15 protein-coding genes are annotated in these 22,051 nt (G+C 42.0%); 13 read left to right on the forward strand and 2 right to left on the reverse strand.

Annotated features, from left to right (window positions below):
• Nucleotides 1-57 precede the first annotated feature (57 nt).
• The 12 genes from dsbD to CZ794_RS14255 all read left to right on the forward strand — a co-directional run bounded on the left by dsbD (nt 58) and on the right by CZ794_RS14255 (nt 14,710).
• A complete protein-coding gene (dsbD, locus tag CZ794_RS13030) occupies nt 58-2,196 on the forward strand; it encodes a protein-disulfide reductase DsbD (protein ID WP_087042012.1) in 2,139 nt (712 codons plus the stop codon).
• Between the two features lie 349 nt (nt 2,197-2,545).
• Nucleotides 2,546-3,976: a phospholipase A gene (locus CZ794_RS13035; protein ID WP_087042013.1), complete on the forward strand. Its 1,431-nt coding sequence runs from the start codon at nt 2,546-2,548 to the stop codon at nt 3,974-3,976.
• Between the two features lie 21 nt (nt 3,977-3,997).
• Complete coding sequence (locus CZ794_RS13040; protein ID WP_256958986.1) at nt 3,998-4,825, forward strand: ComF family protein; 828 nt, start codon at nt 3,998-4,000, stop codon at nt 4,823-4,825.
• A 346-nt stretch (nt 4,826-5,171) separates the two neighbouring features.
• The gene (locus CZ794_RS13050; RefSeq protein WP_227681415.1) at nt 5,172-5,657 is read left to right on the forward strand and encodes a Tfp pilus assembly protein FimT/FimU; all 486 of its coding nucleotides are present in this window, start codon (nt 5,172-5,174) and stop codon (nt 5,655-5,657) included.
• A complete protein-coding gene (pilV, locus tag CZ794_RS13055) occupies nt 5,657-6,220 on the forward strand; it encodes a type IV pilus modification protein PilV (protein WP_087042015.1) in 564 nt (187 codons plus the stop codon). Before CZ794_RS13050 ends, pilV begins: the two co-directional genes overlap by 1 nt.
• The gene (locus CZ794_RS13060) at nt 6,220-7,323 is read left to right on the forward strand and encodes a PilW family protein (RefSeq protein WP_087042016.1); all 1,104 of its coding nucleotides are present in this window, start codon (nt 6,220-6,222) and stop codon (nt 7,321-7,323) included. Before pilV ends, CZ794_RS13060 begins: the two co-directional genes overlap by 1 nt.
• A 49-nt stretch (nt 7,324-7,372) precedes the next feature.
• Nucleotides 7,373-8,293: a pilus assembly PilX N-terminal domain-containing protein gene (locus CZ794_RS13065; RefSeq protein WP_087042017.1), complete on the forward strand. Its 921-nt coding sequence runs from the start codon at nt 7,373-7,375 to the stop codon at nt 8,291-8,293.
• Between the two features lie 60 nt (nt 8,294-8,353).
• A complete protein-coding gene (locus CZ794_RS13070; protein WP_087042018.1) occupies nt 8,354-12,343 on the forward strand; it encodes a PilC/PilY family type IV pilus protein in 3,990 nt (1,329 codons plus the stop codon).
• Complete coding sequence (locus CZ794_RS14245; protein WP_306298362.1) at nt 12,336-12,953, forward strand: type IV pilin protein; 618 nt, start codon at nt 12,336-12,338, stop codon at nt 12,951-12,953. Before CZ794_RS13070 ends, CZ794_RS14245 begins: the two co-directional genes overlap by 8 nt.
• Before the next feature lie 26 nt (nt 12,954-12,979).
• On the forward strand, nt 12,980-13,393 hold the full coding sequence (locus CZ794_RS13080; RefSeq protein ID WP_256958987.1) for a type IV pilin protein: 414 nt from the start codon (nt 12,980-12,982) through the stop codon (nt 13,391-13,393).
• Nucleotides 13,394-13,702: 309 nt separating this feature from the next.
• A complete protein-coding gene (locus CZ794_RS14250; RefSeq protein WP_087042019.1) occupies nt 13,703-14,050 on the forward strand; it encodes a type II secretion system protein in 348 nt (115 codons plus the stop codon).
• A 282-nt stretch (nt 14,051-14,332) separates the two neighbouring features.
• Nucleotides 14,333-14,710 (forward strand): prepilin-type N-terminal cleavage/methylation domain-containing protein, encoded by a 378-nt coding sequence (locus tag CZ794_RS14255; protein WP_087042020.1) that lies wholly within the window; start codon nt 14,333-14,335, stop codon nt 14,708-14,710.
• Nucleotides 14,711-14,815: 105 nt separating this feature from the next.
• Here the strand turns inward: CZ794_RS14255 and fdxA are convergent, their stop codons facing one another.
• Together fdxA and mutS are read right to left on the reverse strand one after the other, a co-directional pair.
• Nucleotides 14,816-15,139, reverse strand: coding sequence for a ferredoxin FdxA (gene fdxA / locus CZ794_RS13095; RefSeq protein WP_057758216.1), 324 nt, complete (start codon nt 15,137-15,139; stop codon nt 14,816-14,818).
• Nucleotides 15,140-15,501: 362 nt separating this feature from the next.
• Nucleotides 15,502-18,639: a DNA mismatch repair protein MutS gene (gene mutS, locus CZ794_RS13100; protein ID WP_087042021.1), complete on the reverse strand. Its 3,138-nt coding sequence runs from the start codon at nt 18,637-18,639 to the stop codon at nt 15,502-15,504.
• 491 nt (nt 18,640-19,130) lie between these two features.
• Here mutS and secA point away from each other — a divergent pair, with 491 nt between their 5' ends.
• Nucleotides 19,131-21,911, forward strand: a complete 2,781-nt coding sequence (gene secA, locus CZ794_RS13105) for a preprotein translocase subunit SecA (RefSeq protein WP_087042022.1) — start codon at nt 19,131-19,133, stop codon at nt 21,909-21,911.
• Nucleotides 21,912-22,051: the final 140 nt, after the last annotated feature.

Below are 22,051 nucleotides of genomic sequence, written 5' to 3' on the forward strand. Positions count from 1 at the left end.
AAATTGGCTCGAATATTAGTAGTGAATAGAATGTTAGCAATAAATAGGGAGCCTGCCATGTCTACCAAATCAATAGAAAAAACCGCATCGCTAACAGTAAGCAATTCTTCTAAAAGATCCTATCTACTGGCATTTGTTGTAAGCAGCAGCTCATTAGTGGCTGGGCTGTTACCAACAGCGTTTGTCGCAACAGGATTGACTGCGACATCGACCATGACGCAAGCGGCGGGATTAGGTGATTTATTTGGCAACGATCAAAGTGGTGCAAAGTCAGAGTTTTTGCCAGTAGAGCAAGCGTTTCAAGTCAGTAGCAGTAGCAGCGCTGCCAAGTCTGGTACGCGCTTGGCCATCAACTTTGATATCACACCCGGTCATTACGTTTATAAAGACCAAATAAAGCTCACTTTGCCTGCTGGCGTGAGTGCAGCGCCTTTTAGCTTTAGTCAATCGCCCATTTCAATCGATGATCCAACTTTTGGTCAAGTACCAGTATTTGATCAAGCCAACATGATTGCGACCACGCTTTTGACCAATACTAGTGGCAAAAGCTTAGACAATGCCGCTGTGGTGATTGGGTGGCAAGGCTGTGCCAAAGCAGGGCTTTGTTATCCACCAGAAAAAATCAAAACCACAGTCAACATTGCAACGACTGGCGAGACACCAGCGAACGGCGCAGTAGCAGCGAATACAGCAACGTCCAATTTGGTTGATGCCAGTAGTCTAGAGACTGAAGCAAGCAACACTGACGCAGATAGTGTGGCAGATGACGACGTTGTTGATTATGCGTTAATGGATGACGTGGCTTTAGAGGGCGAGCTTGCAGCAACCAATGCTATCTCTGGTGCTGATGGTAAGGTTACCAGTAGCAGCACGATGAACAACGCTGCCACAAACGATGTAACCCTTGCTTCTCAAAATGCGGTCGATGGCGACCCCTTTGGTTTGGCGTCTCATCCTTGGTTGGCATTGGTATTACTATTTTTGGCAGGGCTTGGCTTGGCTTTAACGCCATGCGTATTACCCATGCTACCTATCGTTGCCAATATCGTTGCCCGTGAAGAAAACCCAACGGTAAAACGCGGTGTCATCTTGACCACCAGCTACGCCATTGGGGTGGCTATCGCTTACGGTATTTTAGGTGCGCTGATTGCTGTGTTTGGTGAGTCGTTAGGGATTATTGGTTGGTTACAAAACCCTATTATCCTTATTAGCTTTGCTATTATTTTTGTTCTACTGGCCTTATACATGCTGGGCGTGTTTAGCATTCGCTTACCACGTGCTCTTAGTAATAAGATGCAAGGCTTGAGTCAAGCGGGCGATAGTAAGCTTGGTAGTGCAGGCGGCAGTTTACTTGCTGGATTTTTGTCAGCCTTGGTGGTGTCACCTTGTGTGTCCGCGCCGCTGTTTGGTGCGCTTTTAGCCGTGTCTACGATTGGTAATCCATTGCTGGGTTTTGCAGCGTTATTCATGCTTGGTTTTGGTTTATCAGCCCCGCTTATCTTAATCGGCGCGACCCAAGGCAAGATCATGCCAAAAGCTGGCGAATGGATGAATTGGGTTAAGATCGGTTTTGCTTTGTTACTCTTTGCCGTTGCCCTATTATTGATCGAACGGGTCTTTATTTCACCCGTCATGCTGATGGTGTGGGCATTGTGGTTTATGGTCGTTGCAACATGGGCGTGGAGCTGGCTTGGTAAAGGTCGTCTGCTCACTCAAGCGCTGGGCTTAGTGGTTGGTATCTGGGCGGTGTGTTTGATAATAGGCGCAGCATTGGGCAATGATGATAGCTTACATCCTCTGGCGTCATTAAGTGCAGCACCCATGATGCAATCGGCAAATGGTCAGCCAGTAATCAGCAGTGGTGCGGCGGACAAAAACATTACCACGCTTGCCGAGCTTGATTCAATCATTGCCGAAAATCCAAAAGTAATCGTTGATCTGACAGCAGACTGGTGCGTTGAATGTCGCATCATGGACAAGAATTTATTTCACAATCGTCCAGCACAAATGCAAGATTGGCAGTTGGTCAAACTTGATATCACAGAAACGACTGCAGATTCTAAAGCGGTACTCGCTCGTTACAAGTTATTTGGGCCACCTGCTTTACTCTATTATAGAGATGGTCAATTTGTTCAGCAGCAAGTAGGCGAGATTGCCCGTGCTGATTTTGAGCAGACACTGACAAGTCTGAACTAATACTTAACAAAACTTGTTCAGCTGTATTTAAATCTAAAGAATAAAAAAAGCCAATACACCATTGAGATCGTGTATTGGCTTTTTTGATGTACTTAAAAATTTATAACCAAACCGCTGGTTTAGATACGATTTTATCCATTTACATTTGTATTATATAGCGATAACGCTAGTATAGTGTCTATCTTTTCACTACAATAAAGCAACAATACTGAAGGAGCATTACATATTGTAATGACCACCTTTGATGTCCATATATCATTGATTTTTAGCTCTAGCAATGCTATCGATGGCCATATTCATTATCTTATATACTCTGCTGCCGATACGGTCAGTTAGATAAAGGACACTTATGTTTTCCCATACTACTCCGCAGCGTCCGTCTATGGATATTATCAAAACACGCAAAAATAGCTTACCTCAGATGAATAAACATCATTTGAGCATTGCTGTTGGGATTGCCCTCAGTTGTTTTGCTGTACAAGCACAAGCTGCTCAAACTTATAATGAGTTGCCAATACCAGAAACGGCACTTAAATATGATAATGGCAGTTTGGCACAAGGTGCTGTGCAGCCAGCAATGACTGCTAAGCCGGTAACGACTACTCAGAATCGCCAAATGCTTGTTGATCAGCAAGCTAAGTTATTTTTTGATTGTACTCAAGTGCAGACCAGTGCTGCGCGTCTGGCTTGCTTTGACAAAGTGGCGGCAGAAGGTGCCACGCCGAGCTATGTCAACAACAAACAAGCAGTCGATTTGGCAAAAACCTTTAAAACGACGATTTCAGGCAATCCGCAATTCGTTTTTAGTGAAGAAAATGCCAAAGCTGTTGCCGCAGATACTACAGCGACTGATCTCAGTGCCAATGACGAAACTACGGACGGCCTAGATACGGTTGGGCTGACGCAAAGAGAAGCCGAAGTATTAGAAGACGTGGGTGTGAGCCAGACAGATATAGAAAAATATACACCGCTTAGCCTATCCTATGATCTTGATAAAAATAGTGAGCGCGGCACTTGGACCGTTCGACCATACCGCCCGACCTATATATTGCCCTTATTTTATACCTTTGATCCGAACTTAGGGCCGAGTACGCCATCACAGCCCGAAGAGCCTTATACCTCTAACGATGTACGCAATACTGAGCTAAAATTCCAGTTGTCTTTGAAGAGCAAAGTGGCTGAAGACTTATTTGATACCAATGCGGATTTATGGTTTGGTTATACGCAAGAGTCGCATTGGCAGGTCTATAATGAAGACAACTCTCGACCTTTCCGTGCCACGGACTATCAGCCTGAGATATTTTTGACGCAACCAGTGACGGCTGATTTACCATTTGGCGGGCGTTTACGTATGTTAGGCGCGGGTGCAGTTCACCATTCGAATGGTCAAGACGATCCATTATCACGCTCATGGAACCGTGCTTATTTGATGGCAGGTGCTGAGTGGGGCAAATTGTCAGTAATACCGCGTCTATGGACTCGAATCAGCAATGAAAGAGCCAATGAAGATGACAATCCAGATATCGAAGATTTCATGGGTTATGGTGATGTTAAATTCCTATATGATTTAGCGAATCAGCAGAGCATCAGCGGTACTTTACGCTACAATCCAAGTACCAGTAAAGGGGCTGCACAAATTGATTATGTGTATCCGTTGACCAAAAACGTCAATGGTTTTGTGCAGGTATTCCAAGGTTATGGCGAATCTCTCATAGATTACAATCATGAAAACACGTCTATTGGCTTTGGTATCGTACTCAATGATTGGAAAGGTTTTTAATCGCATCAACGTGTAGAGTGAATGATGCGTTATTTGGCTCCTTATCAAACAGGATTATGGCTGGCAGAGTATTTCGACATACGCTGCCAGCTTTGTCGTACCTATCGTAGCGTACCGCAAGCTCAGCTTGCACACGCTAATTCATCACAGGATGTAGAAAGTAGGGGTGATGCGGCTACCCAATTTTTACCAAGCCGTCCTTCTTTGATTGCCAAATATCGCCAACGCTTTAATAATGGTCTGCTTTGTAAACACTGTCATCATAGTATCACTTGGTTACCTAAGCCTTTTACGGTAGATATCGCTGCAGGCACTATCTTACCGATTCAAGCTGCTACCTATTACGACTACCCGATACGGCAAGCGATTAGAGCGTTCAAATACCATGAGAATATGACCAAGCTGCCATTATTGCTACATATCTTACGTCAGCTGCCACGTCCTCACGGCTGTCACAAAAACAATAGTGTGATTGTTGCGATGCCAACGACTGAGCAACGATTGATCAAGCGCGGCTTTGACCCTGTGCTTGTTTTGGCCACCCAATTGTCTAAACACTGGCAAATACCACTATGGCAAGGCGTCGCACGTATTGACAATACGGTCAGTCAGCAAGGCTTGACACGAGCGGAGCGCTTAAGCAATTTGGACAATGCTTTTGCTTTGATTGAGAAGCCCCCTGTTAAGCGTCTCTTATTGTTCGATGATGTAGCAACGACAGGTGCCAGTTTGCAGGCGTTGGGGCAAGCCATATGCAGTCAAACAATGCCTTTAACCAGCGATGAATCACATACTACAGACTACTATCATATTCGTGCCTATGCGTTAGCTCATGGTAGCCAATCCTAATATCGACCTATCCTTCTCATACCTACTATTTTATTGCTAAAGCATACCCTAAACGCTATATTATAAAAGTTAAATATATCAATCTGTTATCTATTAGCGTCAAGTTTTTCGTGCTTACTGAACAACATTCGCATATAAACGGTAAAGTTTAAACTTTCTAAAATATTTATTTTATTCCTTAAATTTATATAAAGTATTTTCTGAATATTATGGAATAAATATTGCATGGTATATGTTAGATATATATATAGAAGTAATGGACCTACAAGACGTAGCATTACTACAATCTTTCACAAAAAGATATTGACAATAAAAAGCCCATGTCAGCTACCAATAGGAATACGATGTGAACGCATCTGCGAACAACTTACCATTGAAGCAAAAAATGACCAGCTCAGGATTCACCCTGATTGAGCTGATGGTAACGATCGCTGTGCTTGCTATTATCGTCAGTATTGCCGCGCCGAGTATCAGTACTCAATTGGCCAATCAGCGTGTGAAGTCGACAGCTGCCATATTTGAAAATGCGCTGAAAGAAGCGAAAGTTGAGAGTGTAGTTCGTCGGCAGCCTTTGGAATTTAGCTTTGATAATAGTAAACAAAGCATATTGATAAAGAGTAAGAACGCAGGAGGTTCAAGTCCGATAGAAAGCTACACATATAATTCCAAAAGTATAATAAAAGCAAGTAAAACGTCTATTACATTTTTTCCAAGTAAGCGTGCTGAGGCAGTAACATATACAATTTGTGATAGCGAAAAGTCGTCTATCGCAACCCAAGTTATCGTTACGGCAGTTGCTAACATAACTACTGTAGCAGGAGGTAGTTGTTAATGAACTTATCAAACAATCAGCGGGGAGTGGGCCTGATTGAAGTAATGGTAGCTTTACTATTATTAGCAATTGCTGTTTTAGGCTTTAGCGCATTACAGATGAACGCTTTGAACGCTACGGATGAGAGTTTGATACGCAGTCGTGCAATGAGTATATCAAAAAAACTATCAGAAAATATGCGTGTAAATAATTTGCCTACTAATGATTTCACTGTAGAGTTAAAAAAGCTCAATCAAGGTGTTAATAATATTACTGAATATTGTAATAAAGTCACGCAAGCAAATAGTGATTTTAGCCAAGATAGCTGTAAATCAGCAGCTTGTACGACAAAGCAGATAGCTGCGCTGAATACATTGCAAGCTGCTAAATTATCCTGTGAGCAAGATATTATGCTCAATATGACAGCATGTCCAGAAATGTCTGGCATCAACGCTAGACAATGTATTATCACCTCATGGAATAATACTTTGCCAGTACTAGACAGTGATAATAAAGAGGCCTGTGGTAATAGTGATGGTTCTTACCAGATCGGCTCACATTGTTTAGTGATGGAGACCTATTAATGAATATATCCGCTTTCCATCCTTACAACAAGGAGCAAACAGGGTTTACTTTAATAGAACTCATGGTATCGCTATTTTTAGGACTTCTCGTATCTGCTGCAGCGGTACAAGTTTATATGATCAATGCGAAAACAGCAGGGATACAGTCTAGCGCTTCAGAATTGGTAGAAAATTCTACCTTCAATCTACCTGTTATTGAGCGAAAGATTCGTCTTGCAAACTTAGGGCTTTCAGATAAAGTCGCTGCTGACCAACCTGGCGCTGGTATTGTATTAACCAGTGCTAATAATGCACCAAAAGATGGGAGTAACAAGCCACAACTCGATAATTTGCGTAACCCTCAAGATATCGATGGTACAACCAAGTTACCTAAAAATATTACATTAGATGGTTCTGCTGTGAAGGTATCTTTACTGAGCAACACAGGCGACCAAACAGCAGGTACGCAGAAGAATGAATGGACAGGGGCTAGCAATTTTAATTCAAAAAGTGGGCAATTGACTATTCAATATAGAGCACCTCAAGATATGTATGATTGTGAAGGCAAATTAGCTTTAGGGCCTAGAAGAGTCAACATAGGAGGCGTAAAAGAAGCCATTGATGGACAAATTATCATAGAACGCTTTTACCTAAAAGCACCTAATGCCTCAAAACCAACAGAGCTTTCTCTTTATTGTGATGCAGGCAAGTACATTACTGAAATCATGGATAGTTATACTGAGCAAAGTAAGCCAGATAAGAGTTTACCTCAGTCTGTCGTATTTGAGACTAATAATACAATAAGAGATTTTGGAGATGCAGGCCAAGAGATTGTAACCAATGTGGATTATTTCGATATCTTACTATCTACCAGTGTCGGTGGAAAAATACAATACTATACTGTAAAAGATTATTTGGCTTTAGATCTCAATAAACAGCCACCTATAGTAGGTTTAAAATATGGTTTGATTCTACGTTCTAACAATGCAGTATTAACTGACGAGGGTTTATCTGAGTTTACTGTATTGGGTAAAAAGTTGACTTTAAATACTGGATTGAATAAAAAATACCTACGTACGGTGACCGAGTCTTATGTTGCACTTAGAAATACCAGTTTGGAATAGCTAGTGGATATCAAATTTTATAACCTTGTCTTACATAGGTAGTCATATTATGAATCAGCATCCTAAAAAACAACTGATGAGATCTCAAAATGGGGCTACTTTGATTGTGGTTTTGATGTTCTTGTTATTAATCATTATTGTGGGTGTTATTGCTGTACGAAATAGTATGACGAGTCTACGTTTGGCGACCAGTGACCAAGTTGATACGCTACTATTGACAACATCAGATACTACCAATAAAAACATTGAAAACATCATCAACGATTCAAGCAATAGTAGTGAAAAAGCCATAATTTTAGGCCCACTGGGGTTTTTTGGCCATTTCCTAGATACTGGTGCTACAACTAATCGTGGAGATCAAATTGTATTTTGTTATCGTCCGCGAAAAGACTATTTTTTCAGAATGTCTGAAGCCACTATTACTACAACATCTGGAAAAAGCAAATTGATTGGAGGCGCAGGTTCAGGGGGGTTCTGTCGGCCTGGTAAAGCTGATGATTTTGTTAATGCTCGACAAAATGTGATGACTCAAGTTTCTGTGACTAGGCCTAATACCCAGTCTCTACCAGTAACGCCGTTTGGAAATGTCCCTCTTGGCAAATCAATAACCACAGAGGATCCTACTAGTAGCTCACCAAATTTTCGTATAAATTCAACGTCATTTTTGCCGGCCTTGTCTAATGTTTCAGATGCAGCTATTACAGAATGTCTTAAGAAACCTAGTGAAAATGCAGATACTTTTGTATCAGGCGTAGAGGAAGCGGACCCTAATCAAAATACTTATTATGGAGAAACGCGTAATCAGTGTCTGTCTAGAATAGGTGTACCAGCCAAAGTATTAGTTAGAGAAGTGAAGCTAGAAAATGAAATAAATACGCAAAAGTGCGTCGACTATGGTAAAGGTAATGGTCAGATAAGTAAAGAGTGTCAAGAGCTTCTCAATTTATCAGCTAGTGGTATGCCTAAATAATTTAGATAACAGTCAATGACTAAGCTGCATTTACAACCGATTATATAGCAGGAACTCAATATGAAACTTATCCGATCTACCCCGCCGTTATCAAAACAGTTTCGTCCTACTGCTGTAGTCATAGCGGTAGCGACTTTAATGGCTTCATCAGCAATGACCCAAGCAGGGACAAGCTATAACGGATTTGGTGATGTAAGCTATAACAAACTTGGTGATTTGACGATCTATCAGGCAAGTACTGAATCCAATAAACCTACCTTGACGCTTATGCTCGATAAATCAGGCAGTATGGGTGGTAGCGTTAGTTTTCAAGAAGATGAAACATATAGAAGCAGCCGTGTACACCGAGCCTACACTCGAGATTGTACTCGATATTGGGGTAATGGTAGTTGCAGAGAGTACGGAAATTATAAGTACTTTCACTATCATAGTTCTAACGATGTGCCCTCCAATCAGACATATGAAGGATATTTTACTCAAGATCCATATACAGCACCTGAGTTAAAAGGTGAAGGCAATCAAGTCTGTATTATGAGTTATAATTCGAACTCAGTGTATTCAGATTTCTATAATCCCATAGCTGAGTACCGTAATAATGTTCGATTGGAGTACTGCTTAAAAGGCAACGAAAGAGTCTATGATCGGATGTCTAAGCTTAAATTGGCTATCATAGAACTATTAAATTTCAAGAATGTCAACGAAGACATTATCATGGGTGTTGGAGCATTTGGTTACACTAATTCTCTTGGGAAGGTAACGGTAGCAGCTAAACCTTTGGATGCTGACCAGAAAGAAAGAATCTATGCGTTTTTAAGGGGCTTGAGTCCCAGTGGTGGTACACCTATGGCACCAGCATTTACAGATGCTGGGGCGTATATGCTAGGTACGACAACTTATTCAGGTGGTAGTACATATAGTGGTATGCGCTCAACAGCTGATCAATCTATTGCTAAAAACAACAAGTACATCGCACCAGAAACGCAGGAGTGTGGAGCAAAAGGGGTTTACTTGTTAACAGATGGTTTTCCCAACGGGGTCTCTAGTCAAAGTTCATTAACGAACATGATGGGAGATGCATTGGGTACGTCAAGCTTATCTTGCCCTGCTTCAGGCGGCTTATTACAAGGGAGTGATGGAGAAAGTCGATGGCAATGTATGGGCGAGTTTGCAAAACAGTTAAGAACAAAACGACAAGTTACCACAGCGATGGTGGGTTTTGGTAGCTCGTTTAACGTGGTTGATAACCCTGCCAACTACACCTCAGTAGAGCGTACTATCGACAGATTTAAAGACGCCAATGGCAATTCCTATAAATATAATAAAAAATATTACGATTGTTCTCAAATTCCTACCTCCAATCCTGACGCACGCAATGCGTGTAACTTAGGTATGGAATCTGGTAAATACGATGATGTTGGTGGTTATGGACAGGGCGGTTTTTATTTTGCTAAAGATACCAAAGATATCGTTGGTAGTGTTTTATCTGTGATACAAGAGTTAAAAATGGATCTCCCAAGCACACCTGCAGGAACTATTACAGTGCCACAAGATCCTTTAAACAGCCTTGGCGTCAAGCCCTATGCTTATTTGCCGATGTTAGAACCCAAGGTCGGTAGTGATGCGGCAATATGGGCTGGGAACTTAAAAAAATACAATGTCAAGCAAGGGACATTATACGGGCAAGGAAATAAAAGACTTTATATAGATGAAGATGGTGACGGCTTCCCAGATGATCTAAATCCTGATGCTCAAGATATTTGGAGCAAACGTAATGAAACGGCGCTTAATGCAGCAGGTGCTAGCGTCAATATAAACAATAGGATTACAGCGGGTGGCTTTTATGCCCAACTAAAAACACCAAAGAAATCAGATAATACATCGCGTAATGTATATGTCGAAAGCAATAATACACTAGTAAAAGTAGGTGTTTCTGCTGGGAAATTAGTTGGATTTGACACATTAGACAATTCTTACACAACGCTGAAAAAGCTATATCTACTAAGTTTCTTAGGTTATGACGCAAGTCCAACCCAAGCCGAGGCTGATCGTATCGGTACTAGCGCTGCGAAAGTGAAAACTGAGTTTGAAAAAATAATAGCCAACCCCCCAGGGGATATCAAAGTACTAGGCGGTGTCATACATTCAAGACCTACACTAATTACTTACGGTGCCAATATCAATGCAGCAGATAAAGACAGCAATAACGATGGTAAGGTTGATGCTGATGCAGGTATGGTCGCCACAGATGAAAGCAGTCGCGATGATTATGTAATGTTTGGCTCAATGGAGGGTGCGCTTCATATCGCATCAGCAGAAACTGGTCAAGAAAGTTTTGCCTTTATTCCAAAAACTATTCTTGATGGGCAGATACAAGCGCTACAGCCTGCTAGTACTATCTCAAATGCACCTACTTTTGGTGTCGATGCTCCATGGTCAGTGCAAGGAAGCTACAAGTATGACTTTAGTGCACCTACCTCTCAATCCTCTGGAAAAATTACAGCTGACCAAGTATATGTATACGGTGGTTTACGTCAGGGGGGTAAAGGACTTTACGGATTAGATGTGAGTAATCTGAATGCGCCAAGAATGCTATTTAGCTTAAATGAAAGAACAGAAGGATATCAAGCATTAGGCAAAGCATGGAGCGAACCTGTCACAGGTAGAATTAGAGTCGGTACAGGCAGAAATAGTATTAGAGACGTTATTATCTTTGGTGGTGGCTATGATGAATGCTATGAAGACCCCACGTTCCGCTTAGGAGTTTCGGATAACAAATTTAGCGAATGTAATGCTAAATCTATGGCAGATGGCAATGCCGTGTATATTGCTGATGCCAGAACTGGTGCTGTACTATGGTCAATTTCAGGTCGCGACTCAGGCGCTTCTGGTAGGCATATCAAAGTACCAGAAATGAAGCATAGTGTGGTGGGCAAAATTACCACGCTAGATCGTGATGACGACGGTATGATAGACCATCTATATTTTGCTGACTTAGGCGGACAGGCATTCCGTGTAGATTTGCGCAATGGACAAAATATTAGTGGTAGTGCTGGAAGTAATAATTTTACTCGCCGTATCGTAAGAGTGCTCAATGCAAGTGGTGATGACAAAAGTGATGCTAATTCAAAAACACTTCTTAAGCAAGGGTTACAGCCGCGTTTCTATGGTCAGCCTTCAGTGAGTTTTTATAAAGATAGTGGGGTTTTATTTGCCTTAATAAATATTGCCTCTGGTGATAGAAGCAATCCAATATCTCGTTTACGCAATACCATACCAAGTCAGTCTGATAAGTTGTTCGGTATTATAGATAGAGACGTTGCTAGTCAAGGATTATATGCAGAAGACGCCTCGGTATCTTTAATAACTAAAGATTTGACGATAAGTAATTTAACAGAAATGCCTTTCAATAAAGTGGCTGGGGCGACCAAAACGAGCGTACAAGCAAGCATGCGTCCAAATGTTGCGACCAAGCAAGGCTGGTACTATCCGCTGAATTTATTTGATGGATATAACCAAGTTAAAAATGTTAAATCTATGGGTGATGGTCTAGCGCTAGGTGGGCTTTACTACATGACAGCTTATAGCCCAGAGATGAAATATGAAGAGACGAGTGGCTGCGCGGCACAAATTGTCGGTGGTTCAGAGCGCCAGATATACTGTCTACCTTATGGGGTCTGTGAACAAAGTGATACTACAAAAACTGATAACTCATTAAATGGGACAGGTGGATTTATACGTGCAGGCAAAGGCATTCAAGAACTCGCGTTTGGTGCTTTTGATGAAAGAAACCCTACTAGCCGCATCATGTTAGGCCCACAATCATTCAATGAGCTTGTATCTTATAACGATCGTATTGGTTTTGATGTGGGGATGACGACAGGTGTGTCTGGAATTGATACCAGATGCCCTGGTGGTAACTGTAGTGGCTCAAGTGTTGATAAGAATAAAAAAAATGGCAATGGTTCAGGAAATATTGACGTTAATACGATGAGTTATCGCCTGTTTAATACAAGATGGTATGAGCAGCTAGCGGAGTCTATAGATGAATAGGCAAGGCTTTACATCAAAGCATGCATTAATGGCGAATAAGGAAGACCATTATTCAAATTCAATATTTGGCTTGAATGACACAAAAATGCAGAAAGGCTTTACGCTCATTGAAGTGATGATAGTAGTTTTTATCTTAGCTATTTTGGCTGCTATAGCTGTCCCAAGCTATCGACACTACATTGTTGTAAATGCTGAACGAGACACACAAGCGAAGATGTTACAACTACAGTTGGAACTTGAGCGTTGGCGTGCAAGTGCATTGACATATAAGAACTTCAAGCCAAAAAGGATTGATGCTAATGGTAATGCCAATTATGATTATGCAGATGTAGGCACTAACACTATTGTAAATATCCCTGCCAGTAGTGGAGATAATTATACTTATCGCATCACCCTGGTGGATGGGGGTACGTCTAAAAGCTTAGTTGCAGGGGCAGGTGTTGATAATGTGACAGGTCGAACGTGGAAAATGTTGGCAGTGCCTAATCCTACAAAGTATGTCAAAAATGGTCATAATATGATGCTGACCAGTTCTGGCGTCAGATGTATGACGACAAGCGCGCTGACGGTGGGACTAAAAGATTGTGGTAACGATTCTCAAGTCTGGTGATGATGATGACTAGTATAGACAAAAATATGAACCAAGGTTTTACCTTGATAGAGCTGCTTATTGTAGTGGCTATTATTGGGATTTTAGCTGCGATTGCTTATCCCAGCTATCTGGGCTATATCGAAAAAGGTATGCGTACTGATATGATGGGGGAGATGCATAGCATTGCCAGCACTATCGAGAGTCGAAAACTGGCACAAGGCAAGTATAACAGCATTGTTACTACAGATTTAAGTGGTGCTTATCCCAAACAAGGAGAGGCGCAATATACCGTGAGTATCCGTCCTAATCCTCTGACATCTCAGTGGACAATTGAGGCCAAACCCAAATCGAATACAAGAATGAAAAATGACGGTACGCTGACATTAGATTATCAAGGTATTAAATGTCGAAATAAAAACACCGATAAAAAATGTGGCAGTGGCGATGAGTGGAAATGAGTCGTTAGCAGTTAAAACCATAGACTGACAAAAAACGTCAAACACAGCATAAAATTGCCATCGATAATTTTGTTCACTGACAATTTTAAGTAACTAAAGTGTAACGAAGGTAATTCATTGTAATTAAAAGTTCGATAAAAAGTCTATTTATGAGTAAATTGACGATATCTACTAAGATTTTTCATGAAAGAATACGATTGGTTATAATGTGGCATACTAACTGCAACAATTATAATAAGAGAAACATTAAATTTATAGCTGGTGAGTAGATAAGCCTTCTACTGCCATATTATCCAAAAGGACATGTCTATGAACGCTCAAAAAGGTTTTACCTTAATCGAACTAATGATCGTTGTTGCTATTATCGGTATCCTAGCGGCGATCGCTATTCCTGCTTATCAGAACTATACTAAACGTGCAGTTGATAATCAGTGCTTAGCCTCTACTAATAACTATACTAATCAGTTGAACTTATTCAGAAACGATCCTAATGGTGATACTCCTGAACCTGATGCTGCAGATTTTACAACTGAACATTGTACAGTAACTGCGCCAGCAGATGATGCAGAAACAGTAGTAGGTGCAATTGCTGCTAATAAAGGTCAGAGTTCGACAGCAACATGTACAATTGCTACAGGTAAATGTGTTCTAGCCTAAATATAAGCTAGCCTTGCTATTTAAACGTGATTAATGTAAAAAAAGCTAAACAGAAATGTTTAGCTTTTTTATATTAGTTTTTAAAGTAAACGCGTATACAACATATTATAGTGATAGATACGAATATTTTTCTTAAATATTTAGTAATAAATATGATATATCTATTGATGCAATTATTAGATAGTAAGTATGAAGTTTTATATTTGTAAGTTTTGATAAGCTATAGTTAATATATGCTAAGTGGCATACTATGTAACTATATAGAAAACTAGAGCTATTATTATGAAAGTAACTCTTAACCGTTATCACATTTGGCAATCAGGATTTACTTTAATAGAGTTGATGATTGTGTTAGTTATCATTGGTATATTAGCAGCCATCGCTATACCAGCCTACAACTCATATGTTGCAAGAGCACAAGGTAATGCTTGTGTATCAGAGGCAAGAAACTATAGTAGTCAGGTCTATCTATTAATTAATGATCCAGATATAGTCGTATTACCAATAGCGCCAGTAGTGAGTGCTTGCAAATCTATCACTGATGCGACAGGCTGGACGTTAGAGACACAGCAAAAAATCATCGCTATCGCAAAACCGCCTTCGAACGCACGTATTGAATGTGATATTCCTAAAGGCACGCCTTGTATAATAAAACCTTAGTCTTCTATTTTAAGTTCACATGTATAAAAAAACCACCTAAACGCATAGCGCCATTAGGTGGCTTTTTTATTGTCTCAATATAGAATATTAAACCGTTCTAACCTGCTACTTCTCTAAATACTGAATCTTACCTTCCACACCATCCCACTTTTCAGCTTCTGGCATTTGACCTTTCATCTCAGTGATGTTCGGCCATTTTTGTGCCAGCTCTTCGTTCAGCTGAGTGAACATCTCTTGTCCTTTTGGTACTTCGTCTTCTGAGAAGATGGCATTGGCCGGACATTCAGGCTCACATAGTGCGCAGTCGATACACTCATCAGGATCGATAACAAGGAAGTTTGGGCCTTCATAAAAGCAGTCCACAGGACAGACTTCTACACAGTCGGTGTATTTGCAAAGAATGCAGTTATCTGTAACGACAAAGGTCATAGTAATGTCTACCTGTTATTGATTTGGCTTTTGGCTAGGGCGTATTGAATATTCACAAATGGGCATTGCTGATTCTAAAATGGTTACAGACAAGGCGCAAAACGATGATAATGCAGGTGCCTTAGCGAGATTTGCAACACAGTATGAAACCATTTTAGCATCAGCCCACAGGGACAGGACTCTTTTTTGCCGCTTCATTGTTAAAAATAGACGTATAGAATGACTATACTCACTATTTTTAACGTCGAATCGACTAAAAAATAGTCTCTGTCAATGCCATGGTCGAATGTTTAATACGCCCTAATAGAATAGTCGAAAATAAAGCGTATTTTAGCGCCTTTACCACTATTTGACAATTCCCTTTAATGACTAATGATTTTTTTAAGATGATACAGAAAATCATGCGCTTGCTTGGGTGTTAGGCTATCAGGATCAATCGCATTTAGCTCATCCTGCAAGCTAAACATCTGATTTTGTTCTGAAATATCAATCATCGCCTGATTTTGCTCAATAGACTTTAGATTTAATTTATCTGCTTCATTATGATGTACCTGTCCGCTTTTATCCGTTACTGACTTAACTAAGTCATTTTCGTCATCAAGAGGTTTTGTGCTATCTGCTTTTGATGCATGATGATACACGTGATCGATACTTAGATTGTCGGCCAAATAGCGTTTGGCATCCTCTAATACCTGAGCTGGAATACCTGCCATTTTGGCGACGTGCAGCCCAAAGCTAGAGCTGGCAGCACCTTCCTTTATTTGATGGAGTAGTAGCAACTGACCATCAATTTCACTGGCAGCCACATGCACATTACGAATCTTGGCAGGTTTATTTTCACTCATCTCTGCCAATTGTGTCAGCTCAAAATAATGGGTGGCAAATAATGTCAGGCAACCAATCTCTACCAATCGGTTGACACACGCATGAGCGATAGCCAGACCGTCAGTAGTGGCCGTACCACGTCCGACTTCATCCATTAATACCAGTGATTTATTCGTTGCTTGATTTAAGATATTGGCTGTCTCTATCATCTCAACCATAAAGGTAGACTTGCCACCAGCCAGATCGTCCGCTGAGCCAATACGCGTAAAGATACGATCGATATCACCGATATGAGCCTGCTCTGCTGGGACAAAGCTGCCGCAATGCGCAAGTAAGACAATCAATGCCGTTTGGCGCATATAGGTCGATTTGCCGCCCATATTGGGGCCTGTAATCATCAGCAGTCGTTCAGGGTGTTTGCCATCAGCATTGGTGCTACCCAGCACACAATCATTGGCGACAAACTGACTGGTCGTTTGAGCAGGAGTATGTCTATTACTTGCATTTGCAGGATTCAAGGCTGCTTCGACGACGACATGACGACCTTGTTTGATAGCGATACTGGTTTGATTATTGGTGTTAAAAAAGCTATTAGAAATGAGGTTTGACGGCTGGTGTAAATGCTCGCTTTTTGAGTTATTACTCATGACCGGACGCTGCCATTGATAATCGACAGCCAATTTTGCCCAATTGCTGAGCACATCTATTTGGGCAATAGCCGTACTCAGCTGTTGTAGCTCAGATAAGTGACCACTAAGCATGGTCAGTAGGGTTTGATATAATTGCTTTTCTCGAGTCAGCGCTAAGGTTTGCGCGCTTAAATACTCAGTCTCAACGTCTTTTAGCTCATCGGTAATAAAGCGCTCGCTGCTCTTTAATGTTTGCCGACGGATAAAGTGGGCAGGCGCGTTTTTTGCTTGCATCTTTGGCAATTCAAAATAAAAGCCACTGACTTTGTTAAAGCCAACTTTTAGGCTAGGCAACTGATTGTCTTGCCGCGCACGCTCTACCATGTCATCCAAGGTGACTTGGATATTGTCATGCAGATGGGTCAAACGATCAAACTCTTCGTCAAAACCTGCCGCTATCATGCCGCCGTCACGAATATGCGCGGGCGGCTCTATGACAATGGCGCGCTCAATCAAGTCAGCGACAGATTGTATCGCTGGCAGCTTAGCAGGTAGGTACTGCATCAGCATGGACAATAAGCCCGTCTGATCATGATTAATGCCAGAGTTAATTAATAAACGAGTAAGATGGTTGCTACTAGCAATGCCGTCAGCAAGCTTGCGTAAGTCGCGCGGCTTGGCGCTCATCAGACCGATACGACTGCTGATACGCTCTATGTCACCGATGGCATGGAGTGCCTCTCGTAAACTCACGACCAATGAATTATCTGCATTTAGTAAGCTGTCTATCGCGTCCAAACGTAGGTTGATGCGGTCATGCTGTCGTAGCGGACGTTTCATTTGCTGTACGAGTAGACGTCGTCCCATTGGCGTTTGACAATGATTGAGTACCGATATCAATGAGGTACCATTACTACTGACAGGGGTAAATAGTTCAAGGTTTTGTTGACTATTGGCATCGATAATCAAGTAATCATCGCTGTGCTCGACGATCAGCTGATTGACTTGTGGTACATGACGCTGCTGAGTTTGCCGTGCATAATGAATAAGCGCCGCGCAGCTAGATTGAGCAAGTGGATTATCAGCAATACCTAGACCATCGAGACGTTGTACCTCAAACTGCTGACAAAGGGTATCGCTTGCATGCTCACGATGAAAGTCATTGGCAGCCACTTCTATGATAGGGCAATCAAGGTGCTGACGTAACCACAGCATCCAGTGGTCACCGATAGTCTCATTAAGGTTCTCACTGATGATACATTCACTGGGAGCAAAGCGTGTGAGCACCGTCAGCATCTGGGTTTGAAGCTCATCAATGTCGTCACTAGCAGCATGCAACGTTTGTGTGGTCAGCGTGCCAGCCGCCAAATCCATCTGACTGATGGCAGCTTGCAACGGCTGTTTGCCATTGGCTCTTGTAGGTGGAATAACGATGTCAATGGCGACCACCGTTGGGGTATGATTGGGCGCAATCAATGCATCATCCGTAATTGTCCCTGCGGTCAGGGTCTTGACCACCTCGCGGCGCATGATACTACCTGCTGCCGATTTGCTTTTGTCTTTCTTTTGTTTGTTGCCCATATTTGGCAGGTCAGCTGTATTATCAGCGTTATCTGTTGCCGATTCGTCGATTTGCTCACACACCACAACGGTCTGTCCAGCGGCAATTAGACGTGCCATATAACTGTCAGCCGCATGAAAAGGAACGCCTGCCATCGCAATGGTATTGCCAGCCTTATCCGTACCACGGCGGGTCAACGTAATGTCTAGTATCTGGGCAGCACGTTTGGCATCATCAAAAAACAACTCATAAAAATCCCCCATTCGGTACAGCAGCAATGCTTGAGGATAGTTGGCTTTCATGGTCAGGTATTGCACCATCATGGGTGTGTGATCGGCTAAATTATAGGTAGCATCACCGATGATCAACCGCTCAGAAAGTGATGGCTCAGTGTTCAGTTGTTTAGATAACGCATATTTTGATGGGGCAAGTTTTGAGACTTTTTTTGAGCAAGCAGGGTTTTGAGTCAATGGCGTATCGGTCATGCAGGATCTCTTATGATATGTAGATGGGTTTTTTATAGATATAGTTAGAGCTGTAGAAAAAAGTCAGCGTGACTGGTATACATTTTACGAAGGCTATTTAATAAAGCTATGTCTGCTAATGCTTAGTAAGGAAAATTTATACCAGTCACGGATTAGTAAACGCTTACAAGGCATCGTTTGAGTACATCTCAGTTGAGTGCTACCAAGTAGATTTGAGTAAAGACGCATCATAGTGCGCAAATCAAACAATAGAAAAAGTGAGTAAATTTAATAGAGTAAGGACTATTTTAACACGTCACGCTGCGTTTTTATGTCGCCAAATATCTGATTGCTGCCCTTGTATCCATCAGCGTCATAACCATATATAATGACGTCACACTTAATTGGGCGATACTTAATTAGGTAGTACTTAGTCAGATGATGACAAGGCGGCAAGCCGAGCGTTGGCTAATGCGCACTAATTATCGAATATTTCCATAGGTCAAAAAATTATGTTATCAAAGATTATAGGCGGTGTCGTTGGCACCAAAAACGAGCGCGAATTAAAGCGCATGCGTAAAGTGGTCAGCAAGATCAACGCCCAAGAGGCTACCATACAAGCCCTGTCTGATGAGCAATTACAGCAAAAAACCGAAGAGTTTAAGGCACGTCATCAAAATGGCGAAAGCCTAGATGCATTATTGCCAGAGGCGTTTGCGGTTTGCCGTGAAGCCTCTTTGCGTATCAATGGCATGCGCCATTATGATGTGCAGCTAATTGGTGGTATCACCTTGCACGAAGGCAAAATCGCTGAGATGAAAACGGGTGAAGGTAAAACCCTGATGGGTACCTTGGCCATGTATCTCAACGCCATTAGTGGCAAAGGTGTACATCTGGTTACCGTCAATGATTACCTAGCTGCGCGTGATGCTGAGTTAAACCGTCCATTATTTAGCTTTTTGGGCATGACCGTTGGGGTGATCTATTCACAACAGCCGCCACAAGAAAAAATCAATGCTTACCAAGCTGATATTACGTATGGTACCAACAACGAATACGGTTTTGACTACCTACGCGACAACATGGTTTTTAGTCTGGCTGAAAAAAAGCAGCGTCCGCTAAATTTTTGTATCATTGATGAGATTGACTCAATCTTGATTGATGAGGCTCGTACGCCACTGATTATTTCGGGTCAAGCCGAAGACTCTTCACGTATGTATGCATTGATTAATACGATTATTCCGTTATTGATCCGCTCAAAAGATGAAGAAGCTAACAAGAATAATGAAGAAGAAGATTTCTGGATTGATGAAAAAAATCGCCAAATCGAAATCAGTGAAAAAGGCTACGAAAAAATCGAGCGCTTCTTAATCGAAGTGGGCGAGCTTGGCGAAAACGAAAGCTTATACAGTCCAAGCCGTTTGCCATTATTGGCTCACGTCCAAGCCGCCATTCGTGCTCACCATGTATTTGTCAAAAACGTTCACTATATCGTTGATGATGGCGAAGTAATTATCGTTGATGAAAACACAGGTCGTACCATGCCTGGTCGCCGCTGGTCAGAAGGCTTACACCAAGCGGTTGAAGCCAAAGAAAACGTTGAGATTCAAGCGGAAAACCAAACGCTTGCAACCACGACATTCCAGAATTACTTCCGTTTATATGACAAATTATCTGGTATGACCGGTACGGCTGATACCGAAGCAGCTGAATTCAAATCGACTTATGACTTAGATGTCATTGTGATTCCAACGCATGAACCGATCGCTCGTATTGACATGGATGACCAAATTTTCTTAACCAAGTTAGGTAAATATAAAGGGATCATCCGCGAGATCAAAGACATTCAGGCCAAAGGTGCGCCCGTCTTGGTTGGTACAGCAACCATTGAAGCCAGTGAAGAATTGTCGTATTTGCTCGATCAAGAAGGTGTTAAGCACAATGTTCTAAACGCTAAGCAACATGAGCGTGAAGCAGAAATCATCGCGCAAGCAGGTAGCCCAAAATCAGTCACAATCGCTACTAACATGGCAGGTCGTGGTACCGATATTATCTTGGGTGGTAACTGGCAGTCCTTTATCGAAGACATTGATGCTGTGAGTCCAGAAGAGATGCAACGCCTAAAAGCGCAGTGGCAAGTAAAACATGACCAAGTGGTCGCGGCGGGCGGTTTGCATATCATTGGTTCAGAGCGTCACGAATCACGTCGTATTGATAATCAGCTGCGTGGTCGTGCGGGTCGTCAAGGTGACCCTGGTATGTCTCGCTTTTTCTTATCGCTCGAAGATGACTTGATGCGTATTTTCGCAGGTGATCGCGTGGTCAACATGATGCGTGCGATGGGTCTAAAAGAAGATGAAGCCATTGAGCACAAAATGGTGTCCAAATCGATTGAAAACGCACAAGGTAAAGTTGAGAGCCGCGATTTTGATGCGCGTAAAAACTTGCTCAAATATGATGATGTGGCCAATGAGCAGCGTAAAGTTATCTATGGTCAGCGCGATGATTTGTTGGCAGAAATGGATTTGCTTGAAGCCATTAATGTGATGCATCGTGACGTCTATAATGCCATGATCAGTCAGTTCATCCCGCCAGGGTCTGTCGATGACCAATGGAACGTGGACGGTCTAGAAGATGAGCTAGAAGACGAGTTCAAGATAACCATGCCGATTAATGATTGGTTGGATGAAGATCGCCGCTTGGATGAAGAAGGGTTGCGCGAAAAAATTATTCAAACCGCGTTAGATCGTTATCATGGTCGCCGTGAGCAAATGGGCGAAAAAGATGCCGCGCAGCTTGAGCGTCATTTTATGCTACAAAGCCTAGATAAGCACTGGAAAGAGCATTTGACCCAAATGGATCAGTTGCGTAAAGGGATTCATTTGCGCGGTTATGCGCAAAAAAACCCAGAGCAAGAATATAAGCGTGAATCGTTTGAATTGTTCCAAATGATGCTGGGTGCTATTAAGTCTGAGACGGTACAAGATTTATCACGTGTACATATCCCGACCAAAGAAGAGCTAGAAGCGTTAGAGATTCAGCAACGTGAAAATGCCGCTCATATGCAAATGCAGTTTGAGCACGATGATGTGGATAACTTGGACAGTGGGGCTAACAAACCTGCGCCGCAGCCACAAAATCGTAGCATGGGCGGCGCTATAGCTGCTGCTGGTGCTGTAGCGGGCAATGGAGCGACTGAGGCAAACCCATATGCTGGCATGAATATCAGTCGTAACGCACCGTGCCCTTGTGGTTCAGGCCTGAAATACAAACAGTGCCATGGCAAAATTTGATAGCAATCACTATTTAAGTTTTTGAGATCAGTTAAGTTTTCAAAACCAGTATAAACATTGCGAAGCAAAAATGGTTACGCTATGATGAAAAGCCCTTATCAATAAGAGATAGGGGCTTTTTTATGACTTACTGAAATTAG

This window comes from Psychrobacter sp. JB385 (assembly GCF_900163785.1).
In the GTDB taxonomy this organism is placed as follows: domain Bacteria; phylum Pseudomonadota; class Gammaproteobacteria; order Pseudomonadales; family Moraxellaceae; genus Psychrobacter.

What these genes read in the sequence shown, in the direction of transcription:
- dsbD (WP_087042012.1), top strand. Translation starts at nt 58, where the DNA reads ATGTCTACCAAATCAATAGAAAAAACCGCATCGCTAACAGTAAGCAAT.
- CZ794_RS13035 (WP_087042013.1), top strand. Translation starts at nt 2,546, where the DNA reads ATGTTTTCCCATACTACTCCGCAGCGTCCGTCTATGGATATTATCAAA.
- CZ794_RS13040 (WP_256958986.1), top strand. Translation starts at nt 3,998, where the DNA reads ATGATGCGTTATTTGGCTCCTTATCAAACAGGATTATGGCTGGCAGAG.
- pilV (WP_087042015.1), top strand. Translation starts at nt 5,657, where the DNA reads ATGAACTTATCAAACAATCAGCGGGGAGTGGGCCTGATTGAAGTAATG.
- CZ794_RS13060 (WP_087042016.1), top strand. Translation starts at nt 6,220, where the DNA reads ATGAATATATCCGCTTTCCATCCTTACAACAAGGAGCAAACAGGGTTT.
- CZ794_RS13065 (WP_087042017.1), top strand. Translation starts at nt 7,373, where the DNA reads ATGAATCAGCATCCTAAAAAACAACTGATGAGATCTCAAAATGGGGCT.
- CZ794_RS13070 (WP_087042018.1), top strand. Translation starts at nt 8,354, where the DNA reads ATGAAACTTATCCGATCTACCCCGCCGTTATCAAAACAGTTTCGTCCT.
- CZ794_RS14245 (WP_306298362.1), top strand. Translation starts at nt 12,336, where the DNA reads ATGAATAGGCAAGGCTTTACATCAAAGCATGCATTAATGGCGAATAAG.
- CZ794_RS13080 (WP_256958987.1), top strand. Translation starts at nt 12,980, where the DNA reads ATGAACCAAGGTTTTACCTTGATAGAGCTGCTTATTGTAGTGGCTATT.
- CZ794_RS14250 (WP_087042019.1), top strand. Translation starts at nt 13,703, where the DNA reads ATGAACGCTCAAAAAGGTTTTACCTTAATCGAACTAATGATCGTTGTT.
- CZ794_RS14255 (WP_087042020.1), top strand. Translation starts at nt 14,333, where the DNA reads ATGAAAGTAACTCTTAACCGTTATCACATTTGGCAATCAGGATTTACT.
- fdxA (WP_057758216.1), bottom strand. Translation starts at nt 15,139, where the DNA reads ATGACCTTTGTCGTTACAGATAACTGCATTCTTTGCAAATACACCGAC.
- mutS (WP_087042021.1), bottom strand. Translation starts at nt 18,639, where the DNA reads ATGACCGATACGCCATTGACTCAAAACCCTGCTTGCTCAAAAAAAGTC.
- secA (WP_087042022.1), top strand. Translation starts at nt 19,131, where the DNA reads ATGTTATCAAAGATTATAGGCGGTGTCGTTGGCACCAAAAACGAGCGC.